Origin of the sequence: Aliidiomarina celeris (assembly GCF_003316875.1) — a bacterium.
Lineage (GTDB): Bacteria > Pseudomonadota > Gammaproteobacteria > Enterobacterales > Alteromonadaceae > Aliidiomarina > Aliidiomarina celeris.
Window position 1 is genome coordinate 289,764 of sequence record NZ_QMIL01000001.1, and the last position, 18,197, is coordinate 307,960.

Annotated in this window: 18 protein-coding genes and 1 tRNA gene; 7 read left to right on the plus strand and 12 right to left on the minus strand. The window is 48.3% G+C overall.

Annotation, left to right across the window (positions count from 1 at the left end):
* Positions 1 to 31: 31 nt before the first annotated feature.
* The 5 genes from uvrC to DQW12_RS01370 all read right to left on the minus strand — a co-directional run bounded on the left by uvrC (position 32) and on the right by DQW12_RS01370 (position 5,827).
* Positions 32 to 1,852, minus strand: a complete 1,821-nt coding sequence (uvrC, locus tag DQW12_RS01350) for an excinuclease ABC subunit UvrC (RefSeq protein ID WP_113905913.1) — start codon at positions 1,850 to 1,852, stop codon at positions 32 to 34.
* A 102-nt stretch (positions 1,853 to 1,954) separates the two neighbouring features.
* Positions 1,955 to 2,608 (minus strand): response regulator transcription factor, encoded by a 654-nt coding sequence (locus DQW12_RS01355; RefSeq protein ID WP_113905914.1) that lies wholly within the window; start codon positions 2,606 to 2,608, stop codon positions 1,955 to 1,957.
* Positions 2,609 to 2,732: 124 nt separating this feature from the next.
* Positions 2,733 to 4,136: a GTPase/DUF3482 domain-containing protein gene (locus DQW12_RS01360; protein WP_113905915.1), complete on the minus strand. Its 1,404-nt coding sequence runs from the start codon at positions 4,134 to 4,136 to the stop codon at positions 2,733 to 2,735.
* A complete protein-coding gene (locus tag DQW12_RS01365; protein WP_157957818.1) occupies positions 4,133 to 5,605 on the minus strand; it encodes a DUF2868 domain-containing protein in 1,473 nt (490 codons plus the stop codon). Before DQW12_RS01365 ends, DQW12_RS01360 begins: the two co-directional genes overlap by 4 nt.
* A 130-nt stretch (positions 5,606 to 5,735) precedes the next feature.
* A tRNA-Ser gene (locus tag DQW12_RS01370) sits at positions 5,736 to 5,827 on the minus strand.
* A gap of 238 nt (positions 5,828 to 6,065) precedes the next feature.
* Here DQW12_RS01370 and DQW12_RS01375 point away from each other — a divergent pair.
* The 4 genes from DQW12_RS01375 to DQW12_RS01390 all read left to right on the plus strand — a co-directional run bounded on the left by DQW12_RS01375 (position 6,066) and on the right by DQW12_RS01390 (position 7,904).
* Entirely contained in the window at positions 6,066 to 6,728 is a 663-nt protein-coding gene (locus DQW12_RS01375; RefSeq protein WP_113905917.1) for a Bax inhibitor-1/YccA family protein, read from the plus strand.
* A 125-nt stretch (positions 6,729 to 6,853) separates the two neighbouring features.
* A complete protein-coding gene (locus DQW12_RS01380; RefSeq protein WP_113905918.1) occupies positions 6,854 to 7,222 on the plus strand; it encodes a DsrE/DsrF/TusD sulfur relay family protein in 369 nt (122 codons plus the stop codon).
* 9 nt (positions 7,223 to 7,231) lie between these two features.
* Positions 7,232 to 7,573 (plus strand): hypothetical protein, encoded by a 342-nt coding sequence (locus DQW12_RS01385; protein WP_113905919.1) that lies wholly within the window; start codon positions 7,232 to 7,234, stop codon positions 7,571 to 7,573.
* A 1-nt stretch (position 7,574) separates the two neighbouring features.
* Complete coding sequence (locus DQW12_RS01390) at positions 7,575 to 7,904, plus strand: TusE/DsrC/DsvC family sulfur relay protein (RefSeq protein ID WP_113905920.1); 330 nt, start codon at positions 7,575 to 7,577, stop codon at positions 7,902 to 7,904.
* Here the strand turns inward: DQW12_RS01390 and serS are convergent.
* From serS to lrp, 7 genes are read right to left on the minus strand one after another with little or no spacing between them, the layout of a single operon-like run.
* The gene (serS, locus tag DQW12_RS01395; protein WP_113905921.1) at positions 7,882 to 9,186 is read right to left on the minus strand and encodes a serine--tRNA ligase; all 1,305 of its coding nucleotides are present in this window, start codon (positions 9,184 to 9,186) and stop codon (positions 7,882 to 7,884) included. The genes DQW12_RS01390 and serS overlap by 23 nt on opposite strands.
* 54 nt (positions 9,187 to 9,240) lie before the next feature.
* Positions 9,241 to 9,651, minus strand: a complete 411-nt coding sequence (locus DQW12_RS01400) for a fluoride efflux transporter FluC (protein WP_157957819.1) — start codon at positions 9,649 to 9,651, stop codon at positions 9,241 to 9,243.
* Between the two features lie 20 nt (positions 9,652 to 9,671).
* On the minus strand, positions 9,672 to 10,004 hold the full coding sequence (locus DQW12_RS01405) for a fluoride efflux transporter FluC (protein ID WP_113905923.1): 333 nt from the start codon (positions 10,002 to 10,004) through the stop codon (positions 9,672 to 9,674).
* Positions 9,997 to 11,337 carry a replication-associated recombination protein A gene (locus DQW12_RS01410; RefSeq protein ID WP_269800909.1) on the minus strand — a complete coding sequence of 447 codons (1,341 nt, stop codon included), beginning with the start codon at positions 11,335 to 11,337 and terminating at the stop codon, positions 9,997 to 9,999. The genes DQW12_RS01405 and DQW12_RS01410 overlap by 8 nt, the downstream gene beginning before the upstream one ends.
* A 1-nt stretch (position 11,338) precedes the next feature.
* Positions 11,339 to 12,010 (minus strand): outer membrane lipoprotein periplasmic chaperone LolA, encoded by a 672-nt coding sequence (gene lolA, locus DQW12_RS01415; RefSeq protein WP_157957820.1) that lies wholly within the window; start codon positions 12,008 to 12,010, stop codon positions 11,339 to 11,341.
* Between the two features lie 22 nt (positions 12,011 to 12,032).
* Positions 12,033 to 14,516, minus strand: a complete 2,484-nt coding sequence (locus tag DQW12_RS01420) for a DNA translocase FtsK (RefSeq protein WP_113905925.1) — start codon at positions 14,514 to 14,516, stop codon at positions 12,033 to 12,035.
* A 7-nt stretch (positions 14,517 to 14,523) separates the two neighbouring features.
* Positions 14,524 to 15,006 (minus strand): leucine-responsive transcriptional regulator Lrp, encoded by a 483-nt coding sequence (lrp, locus tag DQW12_RS01425; protein WP_113905926.1) that lies wholly within the window; start codon positions 15,004 to 15,006, stop codon positions 14,524 to 14,526.
* Between the two features lie 164 nt (positions 15,007 to 15,170).
* Between lrp and ald the strand changes: the two genes are divergently transcribed.
* From ald to aat, 3 genes are all read left to right on the plus strand, one after another.
* Positions 15,171 to 16,298, plus strand: coding sequence for an alanine dehydrogenase (gene ald, locus DQW12_RS01430; RefSeq protein WP_113905927.1), 1,128 nt, complete (start codon positions 15,171 to 15,173; stop codon positions 16,296 to 16,298).
* Positions 16,299 to 16,383: 85 nt separating this feature from the next.
* Positions 16,384 to 17,334 carry a thioredoxin-disulfide reductase gene (gene trxB, locus DQW12_RS01435; protein WP_113905928.1) on the plus strand — a complete coding sequence of 317 codons (951 nt, stop codon included), beginning with the start codon at positions 16,384 to 16,386 and terminating at the stop codon, positions 17,332 to 17,334.
* 45 nt (positions 17,335 to 17,379) lie between these two features.
* A complete protein-coding gene (gene aat / locus DQW12_RS01440; protein ID WP_113905929.1) occupies positions 17,380 to 18,087 on the plus strand; it encodes a leucyl/phenylalanyl-tRNA--protein transferase in 708 nt (235 codons plus the stop codon).
* The last annotated feature ends 110 nt before the right edge of the window (positions 18,088 to 18,197 follow it).

Sequence of the window (18,197 nt, forward strand, 5' to 3'; positions counted from 1 at the left end):
AAGGTTTTCTTTTCCTGTTTAAACTGGCTTGTTATTCGTCGCGGAGCGCGTAATAAATAGTCTCTGCGAGTGTTTTACTAATACCAGGAACTTGCGAGAGCTGCTCTATACTAGCGTTTTTTACCTGTTGTAATCCACCTAAATAACTCAGTAAATTTTGCCGACGTTTTGCACCTACCGCTGGTATTTCTTCCAATGTCGATGTGCGCTTTACCTTGGCACGGCGCTGCCTATGGCCAGTAATGGCAAACCGGTGTGACTCATCGCGAATGTATTGAATGAGGTGCAACGCGGGGTGGTCGGCCGGCAAGTGATGAGTTTTTCGACTATACCCAAAAATAAGTGTTTCTAGCCCCGGGCGCCGACTCTCGCCTTTGGCCACACCGATCAACAACGGCGGTTTTGGCCAGTCTTTAAAGTAGTCCTCGGCTTGGGTCAATTGCCCTTTGCCGCCGTCGATAAAAACCACGTCGGGTACATTTTCTTGGACAACTGCGTTCTTGTAGCGGCGAGACAGTACTTGCGCCATAGCCGCGTAGTCATCGCCCGGAGTTATATCTTTAATATTAAAACGCCGGTAATCCGACTTTTTTGGACCTTGGTTGTCGAACACCACACAAGACGCCACCGTTTCTTGACCCATAGTATGGGAAATATCAAAGCATTCCATGCGCTCTAAAGGCTGATCTTCACCCACCAGTTTTTGCAGCGCCGACACGCGTGTTTGCATCACCGAAGCCTCGCCTAAGCGGCTATGTACAGCATTCATGGCATTTTTTTGAGCGAGTGATAAATACTGCGCACGCTCGCCGCGCGGCTGCGTTCGAATGGTCACCTTGCGTTGCAGTGCTTCACTTAACTGCTGCGACAACTGTTCGGCCTCTTCAGTGTGCAACGGGGCAACAATTTGCTTCGGTGTTTGCCGACCCTCCACATCGCTTAAATAAAATTGTTGAATAAAGCTTTCGAGCACCTCATTTTCGCTCGTATTTGCGGGCACCTTAGGATAGTAACTACGGCTACCCTGCACAGCATTTTGGCGAATAAACAGTAAGTGAATGCACGTTAGCCCGGCCTCACGGTACAAGCCAATAACATCAAGCTCTTCGGTGCTGCCACTTACCGCATTGCGCTCTTGAACCTGCCTTAGTGCCGCAATTTGATCACGCAAAATAGCGGCCTTCTCAAAAGCTAAATCTGCACTTGCAGCCTCCATTTGCGCCACTAACTTACCCATAACTTCTTCGTTTTTACCCTTTAAAAAGAGTTTAGCGAGTTCCACTTGCGCTAAGTAGTCGTCGTTCGTGGGAATGCCCACGCACGGCGCGAGGCAACGTTTAAGTTGATATTGCAAACAGGGTCGGCTGCGTGCGCGGTAATAGCTGTCGTCGCATTGCCGAACCGGAAAAAGCTTCTGCAAAAGAATTAAACTTTCCCGCACTGCACTACCATTGGGAAACGGGCCAAAATAGTCACCTTTTTCGCGCCGCGCGCCGCGGTGAAAGCCGATTCGGGGATGTTCGTGGGCGGAAATAAAAATATATGGGTAAGACTTGTCGTCGCGCAGTAACACGTTATAGCGCGGACGATATTTTTTTATAAAGGAGTTTTCAAGAATCAGCGCTTCCGCTTCAGTATGGGTTACCGTTACATCCATAGCTGCAATAGCGCGCACCAGTGCTTGTGTTTTAACTGAGTCGACCTGCTTACGGAAGTAACTGGCTACCCTTTTTTTTAGATTTTTAGCCTTTCCAACATAAATAACCTCGTTATTTTTGTCGTACATGCGATACACGCCGGGCTGCTGGGTAACTGTGGCGAGGAAGGCTTCGGCATTAAAAGAAGTACTCATGACTCGTAAAAAACCTGCTAGGCGACTACTGAAAACGTAGAGAAGCTTATCAGAAGCCCGAAGTGTCGCCTAGCAACGTTGCATGACTATGCCAATACAAGGTTAAGCAAAGTGCAAATCAGCTTGCGGCTCAATGAGCCCATTCTTAATCGCAATATGCGCAAGCTGAACGTCGCTCGTTACGCCTAACTTGTCAAATATACGATACCGAAAGGTATTCACGGTTTTGCGCGAAATACACAATTGTTCGGCAATCTGCTGTACCGTCATGCCTAAACATACCAAGCTGAAAATCTGTTTTTCTCTGCGGCTTAAACCCATGCCGATCCGAGACTCTTCGCTGTTGTCACGAAATCGCTTAAAGGCTATCGCTAATTTAGGTGAATAGAATTTTTGTTTTAAATTCACCAGCTGACACCCCCGCAGTAGTTCTTCAGTTTCCACGGTGCGGAAAAAATGCCCCAAAATTTGCGGATACCGGGTTCTCAGGTTTACGGCCATAGCAACCGTTTGGGTCCAAACCAACACTTTGGCGTACGGAAATTCACGGTAAATTAAATGCACCGTACCCGTAGCCTTTTCACTGTCGAAGTTTTCAGAAACAATAACCAATGCTTGCGGATACTCATGAAGAGCCTGCAGTACATCTGACGATTGGTTGGCAACAGACACAACGCTCCATTGATTGTTGCTGAGTTGTTGGCAGACACCCGAACGAATAACGCCATCGGGCATGGCGATTACTACATTACGCATAAACGCTCCTTGTTTGATGATATTTACGAGTGAAAACGAAGGCTTTGTAACTTTTTTGTAACCTTCGAATTCAATTTAAGCAGAAAAATTTAGGAGATCAACAAAATTCCAAAAAAAATCATACCTAAGTTAACTCAAGCTCAATCCAACGTTCAATTTGCTGTTGTAGCGTTTCCGCACACGTCACTCGGCGGGCGCTTATGGCCCCAGCATAACCGGACAAACTCGACCAGTCAGAATGTGCGCTCGCCTTCTTTAATTCCTTTAACAAGGCTTTAGGAGGATTCAAGTCATCAGGAAGGTCAAAACTTACTGGCGACTGTGTTGCGTGGCTGCGTTTGGAAAGAATAGCCACCAGCAACGCCTGTCGAACTAACGCTATTTGTACAACCTCGAAATCAGTCCGAAAGCGCACCTTTTTGTTAAATTGGCTTTTTAACGTGGGCGTGAAACGTTTCCAAGCCTGATAAACGCCACCCGCCGTTGCTCCCAACAAGGTTCCGGCGCCGAGACTGGCGCCGCCTAACAACATATCAAAACCGGCCCCTGTTGCTGCGCCTGCGGCCATACCTTGCGCCGCTTTCACCCCAAAGAGCTTCAATGCTTCTTGGTCGAACAAATCAAGCTGCCAGCCCTGTTTGTTTATCGGTAGTTGCGTTAAAGCAGCGTCTTCCATCCGAAAACCATAAATATGTAGCACTGCCTTGGTACACTCGTACTCAGCTGCTCTTACCTTGCTTTTTGCGCTGATCAACTCACGCGAATTTTGCAAAATGTTACTCTGAATTTGGTCGGCATTAATTTCATATTCGTAACACGCAATGTTCAGTAATGTTGTTGCAATCCAACCACACGCCGCTCGCAGTCGCTCCTTTTGCTCGAACTGACGTTGCTCGGCTAAAGCCTTAAAAGCCTCCCGCACGTCGGGCAGTACGGCGCTACACTGCTGGTAAAGCTCTTGCTCCGCCGTTACATGGGGTACAACCGCGTCGAAAACGACATAATGATGCAGCGACACTCTTTTCAGCGCATCCTGCCACGGCGCCAACGAGGTGTCGGGTTTTATAAAGTTTAAAATAGGAATAATGGGCGTCGCGGTAAATCTTACAATAGCCAGCTCGTCGAGATACTTGGGCAACACCGGAACGCGCGCGTCTATAACAAAAAGAGCAGCGTCACTCTGCAACAGCTGTCGCAATACCTTACTTTCCTGCTCAAAGTAAGTTTGCGCGTCCTCTTGCTGCAAAAAAAACTCAACCACAGCCCTGCCATTATGGCTGCTGTTCATTTCTGTTTCTAATGCCCTTAGCCTTTTGAAAAGCGCTTGGCTGCGCTCAATGCCTGGAGTGTCGGCAAACACCAGCTGGTGCCCATTCGTGAGTTCCAGTTCTGCAACTCGAACATTACGGGTTGTGCTTGGCACGCTCGACACCTCACCAAACATAGACTCGTGAAGCAAGGTTCTTAGTAACGAGGTTTTACCAACGTTAGTGTGCCCCACTACTGCAATAAGGGTTTCTTGCTTCATAATTGATCCCCATCGTGTAGAGCTCTAACCTGTATAGCCTCTAGGCCATCGAGTTGTTGCAATCGTGTTTGCCATTCCGCCCTGAAGTTCTGATCAGGGCTTTGTCGCGACTCACACAAATAAATGTTCACCGGAATTCCCTGAGTTTGCGCTCGCGCGGTGAGCAACTCGAGTATGTCGATGTTACCCCGATCCGGCGTTAAGTTTACGTTGATCAAAACGCGGTAACCTGTTGTGTTGCGAGGTAAGCGCTCAACGTCGGCCGTTTCGGTGAGTAATGCCATCGCGCTACTGTTATCTGCGTTTCCACGCACAAAAACCTCGAGCCCTGGGTCTTCAAGCAGTAGCGTCCATTGACATTGTTGAGCAGGCGCTTTGTTGGCGATTGCGGGTTTTTCTTCTAAATCTTGGCGAGCAGCCTCAGGGGCTTTTTCCAGAACGGCCAATTCAGGATCGATCACAGCACTTCGAGTAGGTTGTAGCTGAGCAAGTAGATCACAAATGCCAGGCAAGGAAAGGTTCAATGCGGGCCGTGCAAGCCGTCGTTTTGTTCGCCAAAATGTAAACAGTAAGGCCAAAAAACGTAACACCAAACCGTACAAGAATACTGCGGCTAAAAGCCAAATACCGAGTGCTCGGTGTGTAGTCCAGCCTGCGTTCTGCGCAAACGCTTGCTCTGGCAAGTGAACACCAAACCATGTGAGCGGTGCAGCGATCATACTTGCGAGAACCTGAATATGTGCACTCGAAAGCAATGTTGAACGCCAATGAAAAACATACTCGGTGAGATTAAAATGAATGAATAGCGACAAACTGACGCCAAGCATAATAGCCAACCAGATTAAGTGACTCGCTGCGGCAGCAAGCCAAGCCAGCGCGCCTTGTTGACGTACGACATTCACCAGCGCGGTAAACGCCATAGCTCGCTGCTGCTTATCTTCCTTACCCCATTGCATCAGCCATTGCGCAAGCTCCATGCCCGCATGTGCAGCAATCATTGGCGGCACACGATCAGCCGCACTCTTTCGCCCGCTCGCTATCAAAGGCAAAACCAGCGTTAAGCTGAGTAACAGCAGGTTCGGTAGCACCAATACACCAATGAGCATGCCGAAATTCACCTGCGTATAATCACCTTGAAGTAAGGGGCTCACCATGCTCAGGCCAATTAAAAAGCCCACACAAAGCCAAATAAACACGAGTAACCCTCTGCGCTTCAACAATGCCTGCATCGCCACATCGAGCCCATAATCGCTAGCGGCTTGTGCTGCACGAACGGCTAACTTGGCTTCGATACTGGTGATACTAGGATTATGGGCGATGGTGCGTGTTTTTTCTTCAGCGAACCCCACGCCATGCTGTTGCTCGTATAGGCGAACACACTCAATGGCCCATAATTGCTGCCATTTCAAGCCGAGGTGTGATTTTGTAGTGCGGAATTGACTCATTACAATAGGTTTCGCTTCATTCACGTTGCAAGAAACTGTGAGTGTACCCGTAATTTATCAAAGTCCAAAACGGCGGGTCAGCGTTTGCCACAATCGTTCGGATTTATAGAAACACAAATGCAAAAAACCCGCCAAAAGGCGGGTTCTTTAAATTTGGCGGAGAGGGAGGGATTCGAACCCCCGGTAGGGATGAACCTACGCCTGATTTCAAGTCAGGTGCAATAAACCGAGCTCTGCCACCTCTCCAGTGTCTTCGCGCTGAAGACGGGGTGAATATTAATGAGCTGAAACTGCCTTGTAAAGTAAAAAATGAAATAAAATGGTTTGAATGCCTGAAAAATAATCGCTTCGCACATTGTTTCAACAAATCGTTACGACTGAACACGAAACTGTTTAAAAATACCACCAAAGTTACTGTATAGTAGAACTCAGATAAAAAATAATGGTCTGAATGTAAGTTCGGTATCAACAGGAGATGTAAAACATGAACAACCCAACGGTACACACGGCGCGCCACGACAGTGCGGTAGAAGTGAACAAGGTATTACGCAATACCTACACCCTATTGGCCATGGCTTTGGCTTTTAGTGCTGTTATGGCTGGTATTAGCAGTGCCCTCAACCTCCCTCACCCTGGCATTATTTTGCTCTTGGTTGGTTTTTATGGCTTGCTTTTTGGTATTCATAAAACCGCTAACAGCGGCATGGGTATTGTTTTTGTGTTCGCCTTAACCGGCTTTATGGGCTACAGCATTGGTCCTATTTTAAATATGGTCATTGCGTCTGGCGGTAGCGACATTGTTATGCTTGCCATGGCGGGTACAGCGCTTATTTTCTTTGCATTGTCGGGTTACATTCTTACCACCAAAAAAGATATGTCGTTCCTCGGCGGTATGATGGTTGCAGGCTTCGTGGTCATTTTAGTCGGCTTCGTTGCGAATTTGTTCTTAAACATTCCTGCTCTTGGTTTAGCATTGAGCGCATTGTTTATACTGTTTTCTTCGGGCGCAATCCTGATGCAAACCAGTGCCATAGTAAACGGTGGCGAGCGTAACTACATTCTCGCAACCACTACGCTTTTCGTTTCGATTTATAATATTTTTATTAGCCTGCTTAACTTACTGCAAGCCTTTGGCGGCGACGAATAGGTTCGCTAATCGAGAAGTCACCTGCATAGGTAAAGCGAGAAACGAAATAAAACGCCCCGCGGTAAACCACGGGGCGTTTTTTATAGGGTAAAATACTTGCATGTTAACAACACGAGGAAACCACTGTGTCGCATAGTTTTTTAGTGTACAGCGCGCCTGCAGAAACCGCGCAAGGGTTGAAAGCACTTAGCGAAGCCGAACGGCTTTTAAACACAGGCGAAACCATCGAACAAGTGTTTTTTTATGGCCCTGCTGTAAGCTACGCCAGTTGCTTTTTAGAGTTTCCTTCCGGTTTACCAAATATGCAGCAACGTTGGCTTGACCTTGCGCAGCAGTATCAGTTTCCACTTATTGTGTGTGCAACCGCAGGTAATCAATATGGTTTGCAGGCAGAGCTTCCGCCGCAAGGGAATTTACAAAGTGGCTTTAATGCTGCTGGGCTTACCGAGTTTATAACCTCACTGGCGCGTAGCTCTGCGCTTGATCAGTTTTAAGGTTCATCTATGCTCAATATTGTATTTACCACCGCGCCGTTACAACCCGAAGCTCGCCACGGGCTCGACCTACTCGCTATGGCGGCAAGCTTAGAGCAGCCTGTGAGCGCATATTACACTGCACAAGGGTTAGCGCAGCTTGTTGTGCCGAGCCCCTCAACGCCAGATCCGCTAAAAAAAATAGCGATATTGGACGATATTTTCGACTTCAGTGCTTTTTATACCAGCCCCGAAGCGCTGGCTGAAAGCGGCTTAAACCTTGAAGACTTGCGCATTCCCATGACCTTGGTTTCCGCTGCAGAATTAGCCGCCGTAGTCGCAAACCAGCAAGGCTTTACGCTAAGGTTTTAACATGATCGAATTTAATGGCAAGCAATACGAAACCGACAAACACAACTACTTAGCCAACTTTCAGGAGTGGTCGGAGCCACTTGCACTTTATTTTGCCGAGCTTGAAGGTATTGAAATGACTCCCGCGCACTGGGAAGTGGTGAATTTTGTGCGCGAATTTTATCAAGAATACGAAACCAGCCCGGCAATGAGGGTGTTGGTTAAGGCTGTGGCAAAAAGGCTTGGCGAAGAAAAAGGGAATAGCCGTTATCTCTATTCCCTATTTCCCAAAGGCCCTGCTAAACAGGCCACCCGTATTGCTGGCTTACCTAAGCCTGCGAAGTGTATTTAATCACTTCAAGCCCGTTCATGTAGCCACGCAACACTTCCGGTACTTCAATCGAGCCGTCGGCCATTTGGTAGTTCTCCAAAATGGCCACGAGTGTGCGGCCTACCGCTAAACCTGAGCCATTAAGGGTATGCAAAAGCTCCGGCTTTTTCGCCCCTTTACGGCGGAAACGCGCTTGCATACGGCGCGCCTGAAAATCGCCCATATTTGAACAAGAGCTAATTTCACGATAGGTTTTCTGCGCGGGTAACCACACTTCAAGGTCATAAGTTTTCATTGCACCAAAGCCCATATCGCCTGTGCATAACAACACTTTACGATACGGTAAGTTGAGTAGCTGTAATACTTTCTCAGCATGCTCAGTTAACGCTTCTAAGGCCGCCATTGACTCTTCTGGCTTCACCAGTTGTACCAGCTCTACTTTGTCGAACTGATGTTGACGAATCAGCCCACGCGTATCTCTCCCGTGCGACCCCGCTTCACTACGAAAACAAGGCGTATGTGCAGTGAGCTTTACCGGCAATTCGCTTTCATCGAGTATTTCATTGCGCGCAAAATTGGTCAGTGGCACTTCTGCAGTTGGAATCAACGACAGCGCAACTTTGTCTTGGCTTTCGCCTTCAACATGGAACAAATCTTTGCCAAACTTAGGTAGCTGCCCTGTGCCCATAAGCGAATCGTGATTCACAATATAGGGAACATAGGCTTCTTCGTAGCCATGTGTTTCTGTGTGAAGGTCTAACATAAACTGCGTGAGCGCGCGGTGCATTCTGGCAATTTGCCCGCGCATTACCACAAAACGAGCACCTGTAAGCTTGCTTGCCGTTTCAAAGTCGAGCCCACGGGCTAACCGCTCGCCCAGTTCAACGTGATCTTTAGGCTCAAACGAAAATGTACGTGGTTCGCCATACTTAAAAATTTCAACATTATCATTTTCGTCCGCACCTTGCGGCACGTCGCTGTGCGGGATGTTCGGTATACCGGCAATAATGTCTTGTAACTCGTCTTGTATACGCTGTAGCTCTTGTTTCGCCTCATCAAGCTGGTCGCCCAGTGACCCTACTTCTGCAAGTAGCGGCGCAATGTCTTCTCCCTTCGCCTTCGCTTGACCTATTAATTTAGAGCGGGTGTTGCGTTCATTTTGCAAACTTTCGGTACGAACCTGAATATTTTTGCGTTGCTGCTCGAGATCTTTGAGCACCTCAACATTCAAGGTGAAGCCCCGCCGCGCAAGCTCTGCTGCGGTGTCGTCAATTCCTTCGCGAAAGTATTTTGCATCTAACATGATCACTGCTCTCTGTTCTGGTTTTAAATTTCTGGTTTAAAATTAAAATTCTGGTTAATTATTTCTATGAAGCCAGCCATTAGTAACTGCATAAGCAGCTGAAAATGCCAGATAAGCCATAATGACTTGGCCTACTACATAAGCGAGAAAAACACTCGCTCCTTGCACATTTGCGGCTGACAAAAACAAGGCGTAGCTTTGTGCCGAAAACATAGAAAAAGTGGTGAGCGCCCCTGCTATGCCGGTTCCTTGAAACAAAAGATGAAAATCAGCAATGCGTTTCTGCTGCACGAGCGCTACTATTACCGCCAAATACGCACAGCCCGCTATGTTAACGAGCACTGTTGAAAAAGGGAAATACTCTGGCTCTATTTCCAACAAAATAGCACGAATGAGTGCGCCGAGCGCCCCGCCAAGTGCAACCCACAGCAGCCGAGACACGATAGTGCTCCATTTGCTTTGCATTGTGGTTATGTGCCTTGCCATTACGCCAAGGCCCCAAAGGCAAAGGCGGCAGTACAACCAACAACACTCGCAAACACATAAACAAATGCCTGCGCTCGCTGCTGTTTAGCCCAAGAGGTGGTTTCAAGCATAAACATGGAAAATGTTGTGAAGGCGCCTAAAAACCCGATCTGAAACATTGCCCCAGTATTTATTTGCGCCAAGCAGTAGCCAAGTAAGGCCGAGCCAACAAGGTTAATTGTCAGTGTAGCTGGCCAACTCCGATGCAATAAAAATAAGCTTAACTGGGTAATGCCATAGCGGCTAAGTGCACCAAGAGCTCCCGCCAGCGATATCCATAACCACTCAATCATCGCGCTTCCAAGTGCTCTGCTGATCAAGCTCGCGCAAACGGTTTAATTTTTCTTTAATTTGAATTTCTAAACCGCGTTCATTCGGCTCATACCAATTTTTATTGGCTAGAGCTTCGGGCAAATAGCGTTCACCCGCTACATAAGCATTGGTTGCGTCGTGCGCATATTTGTAATCAGCACCGAAACCTTCGTTTTTGTGCACTTGTGTGGGTGCATTGCGTAAGTGCTCAGGCACCGGATACGACGGCCCCTCTTTCGCTTCTTTTAACAAGGCATTGAAAGCTTTATAAACAGCGTTACTTTTTGCTGCACTCGCGCAATATACCGTGGCTTGAGCAATCGCCCGTTCGCCTTCTGCTGGGCCGACACGGTGGTAGGTGTCCCATGCATTTAAGCAAATTTGCAAGGCGCGAGGATCTGCGTTACCAATGTCTTCAGACGCAATGGCCAATAACCGGCGGGCGATCACTAATGGTTCGCCGCCTGCCGCAAGTAATCGACAATACCAGTACAAGGCTCCATCTGGAGATGAACCACGCACAGACTTATGAAAAGCAGACAACAAGTCGTAATAATGATCGCCGTCTTTATCGAAGGCAACCGCGCGTTCTCCGGTTACTTCTTCCAACAAGCTCTGGGTAATCTCGCCACCTTGTTGTTCAGTAACAAAGTCAGCTGCAATTTCAAGTACATTCAGCAACCGCCGCGCGTCGCCTTCCACCACATGCAGTAAGAATTGTTCAGCTGCAGGCTGCAGGAACAGTTGTCGCTCGCCTAGGCCACGCTCATTGTCGGTTAATGTTTGCTGGAGAACTTGCTGTAAATCCGCGGGGGTTAGCGACTGTAGCCGATAAACACGCGCCCGCGACAACAACGCGTTATTCAATGCAAACCCGGGGTTCTCAGTGGTTGCGCCGACAAAAACGATGGTTCCGTCTTCAATGTGCGGTAAAAAAGCGTCTTGCTGACTTTTATTGAAGCGATGTACTTCGTCGACAAACAGCAACGTTTGCTGACTACCGCTGCGCGCTTTAGCTTCCGCAATGGCTTCTCGAATATCTTTAATGCCCGAGGTGACCGCCGAAATACGCGCAACATGAGCATTCGCAGACTGCGCGAGAATTTCAGCTAAGGTTGTTTTGCCGGTACCCGGCGGCCCCCAAAAAATCAATGAGTGCAATGAGCCCTGCTCTACCGCACTACGAAGCGGCTTACCCACACCCAAGATATGCTGTTGCCCCACATATTCGTCAACGGTTCGTGGCCGCATGCGCGCAGCAAGGGGGACATGTTGGTTGGCAAGCGACGCCATAAGATCAAACTGTTGGCTCATGTCAATTTACATTTCGCTGATCGTCAATATCAACCCCGTCAGGAACTTCAAAAACAAAACGAGAGGCAGGAATAGCGGTATTCATGCGAGTATTCAACAAACGAAACTCACTACGTTGGCCGAAGGTGTCGGTAAGTGTCATGGCAACCAGTTCTTCAGCCGCATTAAAAGAAAGTTTCAACTGTTGGCCGTCTTCGTGCCCTGTAATTACCCATTCTTCTTTTATGTCTACTGCCATAGATTCCGCGTTTAGTGCCAACCGAGAAATAGAAAATTGGCTCCAATCACTATCATTCAGCAGCACTAATAAAGGATTCGCGGCCATGGCGTCGATTTGTGAAAATATGCTCACCTGGTCAATAAAAGGATTGAAGTACCACACCGTTTCACCGTCGGCAACTAACACAGACTCTTCTGGCGCCTTTGTTTTCCAGTACAGTAAATTTGGGCGTTGCAGCGCGAAGTCGCCGGTTAATTGTTCCACTTGCTCGTCGTATTCAAAAATTGTTTGCTCGAATTGCCCTGTTAGGCTTTCAATTCGGGCAAGATGTTGACGCAGCATAGACGATTCCGTACTTTCAGGATTTACCGCCCCCTCACTAACACCGCTCGTAAAGCCGATACATAAAAGCGTAAGTGTCGTTGCGATAACAACTTTAAATCGCATGGTCATGACCTGTATTCCTTTCATAAAATTAATCGCGTGGCGCACGCGGTGCCAACACTTCACGAGCGCCACCGGGCCCCGCTGCTGTTACGACGCCGCTGAGCTCCATTTGTTCCACAATTCGGGCCGCTCTATTGTAACCAATTCTGAATTGGCGTTGCACTGAAGACACTGAAACTCGCCCTTTTTCGGTGACAAAAGCCACGGCTTCATCATAAAGTGGGTCTGACTCCGCATCTTCATCACTTTGTTCGCCTGGCAGCAACATGTCTTCGTTGGCGTCACCATTTAAAATTTCATCGAGATATTGGGGCTTCGCTCTTGCTTTCCAGTCGGCTACAACAGCGTGTACTTCATGGTCGTCTACAAAAGCGCCGTGCACGCGGGTAGGCACCCCACTGCCCGGCGGCAAATAGAGCATGTCACCTTGGCCGAGTAATTGGTCTGCACCGGGCTGATCAAGAATAGTGCGCGAGTCAATCTTCGATGATACTTGGAACGCGATACGGGTGGGTATATTTGCTTTAATCAAGCCGGTGATGACATCCACAGACGGTCGCTGCGTTGCTAAGATCAAATGAATCCCCGCCGCCCTCGCCTTCTGTGCAATGCGTGCAATCAGTTCTTCTACTTTTTTGCCCACAATCATCATCATGTCGGCGAATTCGTCCACCACCACGACAATATAAGGCAGTTTTCCAAGCTCCGGAGGCGACATGTCCATACTGTCACCGGGTTTCCATAATGGGTCTTTGATCGGTTGACCGGCTTCGATCGCCTCGAGAACTTTAACGTTATACCCTTTCAAGTTACGCACACCCAGGGCCGACATGAGCTTGTAACGACGTTCCATTTCGCCCACACACCAACGCAACGCGTTTGCCGCATCTTTCATATCGGTCACAACTTCCGCAAGCAAGTGCGGAATGCCTTCATACACCGACAATTCCAGCATTTTCGGGTCGATCATAATCAACCGTACATCTTCTGGCTGAGATTTATACAGCAGGCTAACAATCATAACGTTTACGCCTACGGATTTACCCGAACCAGTCGTTCCCGCTACCAATAAATGCGGCATTTTCGCCAAATCTACTACTACGGGTTTGCCCGCTATATCTTTGCCCAATACCATGGTTAATGGCGAAACGTTGTTCTGGAAATGTTCGCACGCTAACACTTCCTGTAATTGAACAATTTCTCTATTCTTGTTGGGCAGCTCTAACCCAACGTACGACTTGCCCGGGATCACTTCCACTACGCGAACTGCAACTGCCGACAAACTGCGGGCAATATCTTTTGCTAAATTGGATATTTTAGACACCTTCACACCCGGCGCTAAATCTAGCTCAAAGCGGGTGATTACAGGGCCGGGCTGAACACCCGCCACTTGTACGTCTACCCCAAAGTCTTTCAAAACGGCTTCTACCGTACGGCTGATCTGGTCGAGTTCTTCTTGCGACAATGGATTTTCTTTTTGATTCGGGCGGTCGAGCAAGGCCAGCGAAGGTAAGGGATCAAACGCCGGCGCTGGAGTGTCCGCTTCATCTTCACTTTCAGGCCAGTCTTCTTGACTTTCAGTGTCCTCAGGCTCGAGCTCCGGCTCTGCCTCAATTTCGCTCTCTGCTAAGCTGAAATCGTCGTCTATCACAGGTTCGTTCCGGTCTGCTACTACAGACGGCAATGGTAGGCTGCGCTCAAGCTTTGTCGGTGTTAATGGCAGGCGATCCCATTCAGATCGATCGCCTTCGGTGTCAGCTTCATTTTGTGCAGGCTCCGACTGTGGGCCTTTTTTCTTCTGCCAAAACAACAAACGCTGCCACCATGCTGACTTTTCTGCCGCATTGTGGGTTTTCGGCGCACTGGTTTCCAGAGTATCGGCGTTGACCTTGTTGCCAGTCTCACTATCACGCGCTGCAAATACCTTGCGGCTCATAGCTACGCTAGAGTCCACTACAAATAGCAAACCGCGAATGGTCCACTTGCCAATCGAGTCCACCACGCTTAACCAAGAAATGCCACTGATTAAAGTTATTCCAGAGAGCACAAAGGTAAGCAGCAGCAACAGCGAGCCCGCAACATTGAAGTAAGGCAGCATGGCGTCGCTAATCACGGCTCCCAACACACCACCCGCTGGAACTGAATACACCTCAGTGAGGTTCAAACTTGCTAAGCCCGTGCAGCCAGCAATCAGTAAAATAATACCGATAAGGCGCAGGCCCAGCGTTAAGTAGTCAATTTCAACCAGTTGCCGTGGCGTATAAAACAGAAAGTAACCGGCTAACATTACTAAAAACGGAACCGTAAAAGCCGTTATGCCCAAAGAAAATAGCATAAGATCACTCACCCAAGCGCCAACGGCACCTGCAGCATTCTGGATCTCTTGTGTGTAACCCGCCTGAGACCAGCCTGGGTCAGCGGGATGAAAAGTAACCAATGCGGTGAGTAAAAATAAACTCAAGGCACCGGTAAGAATAAGGCCTGCTTCTAGTAATCGTTGTACGCCTGTCATGATATTGCTAGCCCTTTATCAGAACTTTATTGTCTTGTTTTACTGCTTCCATTACTACGTAGGTGCGCGACTCATTTACACCCGGCATGTTCAGCAATGTTTCCCCAAGCAGCTTTCTATACGCAGCCATATCGGCCACACGCGCCTTTAATAAAAAATCAAAATCACCCGACACTAAATGGCACTCAAGTATTTCGTCGGTTTTGCGAGCCGCCTCGCTAAACTCAGCAAAGGCGTCGGACGAGGTTCGACTCAACGTAATCTCAACAAAAACCAAGAGTGGAGAGCCGAGCTTATCGGGATTAATGCGCGCCGTATACCCTTCTATAATACCCATTCGCTCAAGCTTTCGCACCCGCTCTAAACATGGTGTTGCGCTCAGCCCTACAGCCTTCGAAAGTGCGGCATTAGAAATACGCCCGTTCTCTTGCAACAGGCGCAATATTTTACGATCAATGCGGTCAATAGTTGTTTTTTCTGTCGTTTTCATCTTTGCTAGTTAAATACTCTGCCTAATGCGGCAATATTAGCATATAACACAACTAAAGACCGTAAAAAAAGTGAGTCACCCCAACCCCTGCTAGGCTATACTTTCGCTCATTCTTTACCACTAACTTTGCGAAAAAGTTACTCTTTAAAGTTGAGGCACAAACAATGTTAATTGGCGTTCCAAAGGAAATTAAAAACCACGAATACCGTATTGGCTTGTCACCAGCGGCAGTGCGTGAATACGTGGCCAATGGTCACCAAGTAATGGTTCAACGCGACGGTGGTGTTGCGATTGGCTTTACTAATGAAGATTACGAGCAAGCCGGTGCACGAATTGTCGACACGCCTGAAGAAATTTTTGCCACCGCAGAAATGATTGTAAAAGTAAAAGAGCCGCAACCGAATGAATGCAAGCAATTGCGTGAAGGTCAAATTCTTTATACTTATCTGCACCTTGCCCCTGATCCCGAACAAACGCGTTTACTAGCAGAGTCTGGCGTTACGGCAATTGCATACGAAACCGTAACCGACAATCGGGGTGGGTTGCCTCTTTTGGCTCCTATGAGCGAAGTTGCTGGCCGTATGTCAATTCAAGCTGGCGCACACCATTTAGAAAAAGCCCAAGGCGGTAGCGGCACGCTACTTGGTGGTGTTCCCGGTGTGGCCCCAGCGCAAGTTTTGGTTATCGGTGGTGGTGTTGTAGGTGTAAACGCTGCGAAAATGGCGGTAGGCATGGGCGCAGACGTAACCATTCTCGACCGCTCGTTACCTCGCTTACGCGAGCTCGACGATATTTTCCTCGGCCGAGTAAAAACCATTTACTCCACCGTAGACGCAATCGATCATTTTTCTCGCCAAGCGGATTTAGTGATCGGTGCAGTTCTGATTCCTGGCGCAGCAGCGCCTAAGCTTTTGTCTCGCAAGCATATTCAGCAAATGAAGCCGGGCTCTGTACTGGTTGACGTGGCTATTGACCAAGGCGGTTGTTTTGAAACGTCGAAAGCGACGACTCATCAAGATCCAACCTATATCGTCGACGACGTTGTGCATTATTGTGTAGCGAACATGCCCGGCGGCGTAGCCCGCACATCAACAATTGCATTGAACAACGCCACTCTGCCTTACGGTATTGCCTTAGCGAATAAAGGTTTAAAAGCCATGCAAGACGATAAAAATTTGCTAAATGGCTTGAATATGCACCGCGGTGATATTACCTATAAAGCAGTGCATGACGATTTAGGCGAGCAGTTAGGCCTAAATTACAAAGATCCATTGGCAGCAATTAGCGCGTAAAACCGATTGCACCAATACCGATATTAAGCATGAGCCGGGCGAGCCCCGGCTCTTGCATTCATTTTTTATGTCAGCGGAGTATTCAATGGCTGAAGTAAAGCATTGTAAATTACTAATTTTAGGTTCAGGCCCAGCGGGTTACACCGCAGCTGTATACGCAGCACGAGCAAACTTAAACCCCGTACTCGTTACCGGAATGCAACAAGGCGGTCAGCTCACTACAACCACCGAAGTTGAAAACTGGCCAGGTGATCCTGAAGGTTTAACCGGACCGGACTTAATGGTTCGCATGCAAAAGCACGCAGAGCGTTTTAATACCGAGATTATTTTTGACCATATTAACCAAGTTGAACTTACTGAGCGCCCTTTCCGACTAAAAGGCGACAGTGGAGAGTACACATGCGACGCTCTGATCATTGCCACCGGTGCGTCAGCGAAATATCTCGGTCTGCCATCGGAAACGGCTTTCCAAGGTCGTGGTGTAAGTGCCTGCGCCACCTGTGACGGTTTCTTTTATCGCGGTCAGCAAGTGTGCGTTGTCGGCGGAGGAAACACCGCTGTAGAAGAAGCACTTTATCTTTCCAACATCGCAGAAGAAGTACATGTAATTCACCGCCGAGACTCATTCCGAGCAGAGAAGATTTTAGTCGACCGCCTCATGGAAAAAGCCAAGAACGGCAATGTTACCTTGCACTTACACAAAACCCTTGAGGAAGTTGTGGGAGACGACGCCGGCGTAACTGGAATAAAGATGCGCGACACGCAAACCGACGCAGTCAGCGATCTTTCGGTTCATGGCGTATTTATTGCCATTGGCCATCAACCCAATACAGGTATGTTTGAAGGCCAACTCGATATGGCGAATGGCTATATTAAAGTTCACTCGGGCACTGAAGGCAATGCCACCCAAACCAGCATTCCGGGTGTTTTTGCTGCAGGCGACGTGAGTGACCATATCTACCGTCAAGCGATTACTTCTGCGGGAACGGGATGCATGGCAGCGCTCGACGCAGAACGCTACCTCGACAGCCTCTAAGCTTTATGAGGGTGAGTTCTTTTCGAGCCCACCCTCGTTAATCTGATGATCCCGATTCTCTGTCTTGCCTCTGTTGCCTTTCCGGACGTTGAGCAGGCATTAACCGAACCCAACGGCCTACTCGCTGCCGGCGGAGATCTCTCTGTAGCGCGATTAATCGCAGCCTATCAACACGGCATCTTCCCATGGTTTACCCAGAGTGATCCAATTCTCTGGTGGTCGCCAAACCCACGAGCTGTATTCTGGCCAAGCGAATTACATATAAGCCGAAGCTTACGCAAATTTATCAAGAAAACCCCGTATCGCTACACCATAAATACTGAGTTTCCTGCCGTTATTGAGAGCTGCGCCACTGCGCATGCAGCCCAAAGCGGTACCTGGATTACCCCTGCCATGCAAGAAGCCTATGTGCGGCTACACCAAGCAGGTTATGCACACTCTATCGAAGTTTGGCAGCACAATGAACTCGTTGGTGGTCTTTATGGTGTTCAAGTGGGAAGTGTCTTTTGCGGCGAAAGCATGTTTCATCGGGCAGACAATGCATCAAAATGTGCTTTGTTAGCACTCGCTCATCATCTCATTCCATATGGCTTAACACTGATCGACTGCCAAATGCCGAACCCTCACCTTATGCGCTTAGGAGCTCAGCCATGTAGTCGCCAGGAATTCCAACAGCATTTACAAAGCGGCAAAAGAACGAGCTTACCGGCTTCTGCATTTTTACCCCAGCCTATTGATTTGTGGCATTTCTAATCGAAACGCGTTAAAATCCCCCGCGTTTTTAATTCGGCGTCCTGCTGGGTGCTCATGGTTTACAAAGCTAAATGTTTGTAAAACCGATAAACTTTTAATTTAAACGCGCA

Bases quoted from the DNA above. Each gene is read 5' to 3' on its own strand.
- uvrC (WP_113905913.1), bottom strand. From the start codon at position 1,852: ATGAGTACTTCTTTTAATGCCGAAGCCTTCCTCGCCACAGTTACCCAG.
- DQW12_RS01390 (WP_113905920.1), top strand. From the start codon at position 7,575: ATGATCGAATTTAATGGCAAGCAATACGAAACCGACAAACACAACTAC.
- lrp (WP_113905926.1), bottom strand. From the start codon at position 15,006: ATGAAAACGACAGAAAAAACAACTATTGACCGCATTGATCGTAAAATA.
- serS (WP_113905921.1), bottom strand. From the start codon at position 9,186: ATGTTAGATGCAAAATACTTTCGCGAAGGAATTGACGACACCGCAGCA.
- ald (WP_113905927.1), top strand. From the start codon at position 15,171: ATGTTAATTGGCGTTCCAAAGGAAATTAAAAACCACGAATACCGTATT.
- DQW12_RS01420 (WP_113905925.1), bottom strand. From the start codon at position 14,516: ATGACAGGCGTACAACGATTACTAGAAGCAGGCCTTATTCTTACCGGT.
- trxB (WP_113905928.1), top strand. From the start codon at position 16,384: ATGGCTGAAGTAAAGCATTGTAAATTACTAATTTTAGGTTCAGGCCCA.
- DQW12_RS01385 (WP_113905919.1), top strand. From the start codon at position 7,232: ATGCTCAATATTGTATTTACCACCGCGCCGTTACAACCCGAAGCTCGC.
- lolA (WP_157957820.1), bottom strand. From the start codon at position 12,010: ATGACCATGCGATTTAAAGTTGTTATCGCAACGACACTTACGCTTTTA.
- DQW12_RS01355 (WP_113905914.1), bottom strand. From the start codon at position 2,608: ATGCGTAATGTAGTAATCGCCATGCCCGATGGCGTTATTCGTTCGGGT.
- DQW12_RS01360 (WP_113905915.1), bottom strand. From the start codon at position 4,136: ATGAAGCAAGAAACCCTTATTGCAGTAGTGGGGCACACTAACGTTGGT.
- aat (WP_113905929.1), top strand. From the start codon at position 17,380: ATGATCCCGATTCTCTGTCTTGCCTCTGTTGCCTTTCCGGACGTTGAG.
- DQW12_RS01410 (WP_269800909.1), bottom strand. From the start codon at position 11,337: ATGAGCCAACAGTTTGATCTTATGGCGTCGCTTGCCAACCAACATGTC.
- DQW12_RS01375 (WP_113905917.1), top strand. From the start codon at position 6,066: ATGAACAACCCAACGGTACACACGGCGCGCCACGACAGTGCGGTAGAA.
- DQW12_RS01400 (WP_157957819.1), bottom strand. From the start codon at position 9,651: ATGCAAAGCAAATGGAGCACTATCGTGTCTCGGCTGCTGTGGGTTGCA.
- DQW12_RS01405 (WP_113905923.1), bottom strand. From the start codon at position 10,004: ATGATTGAGTGGTTATGGATATCGCTGGCGGGAGCTCTTGGTGCACTT.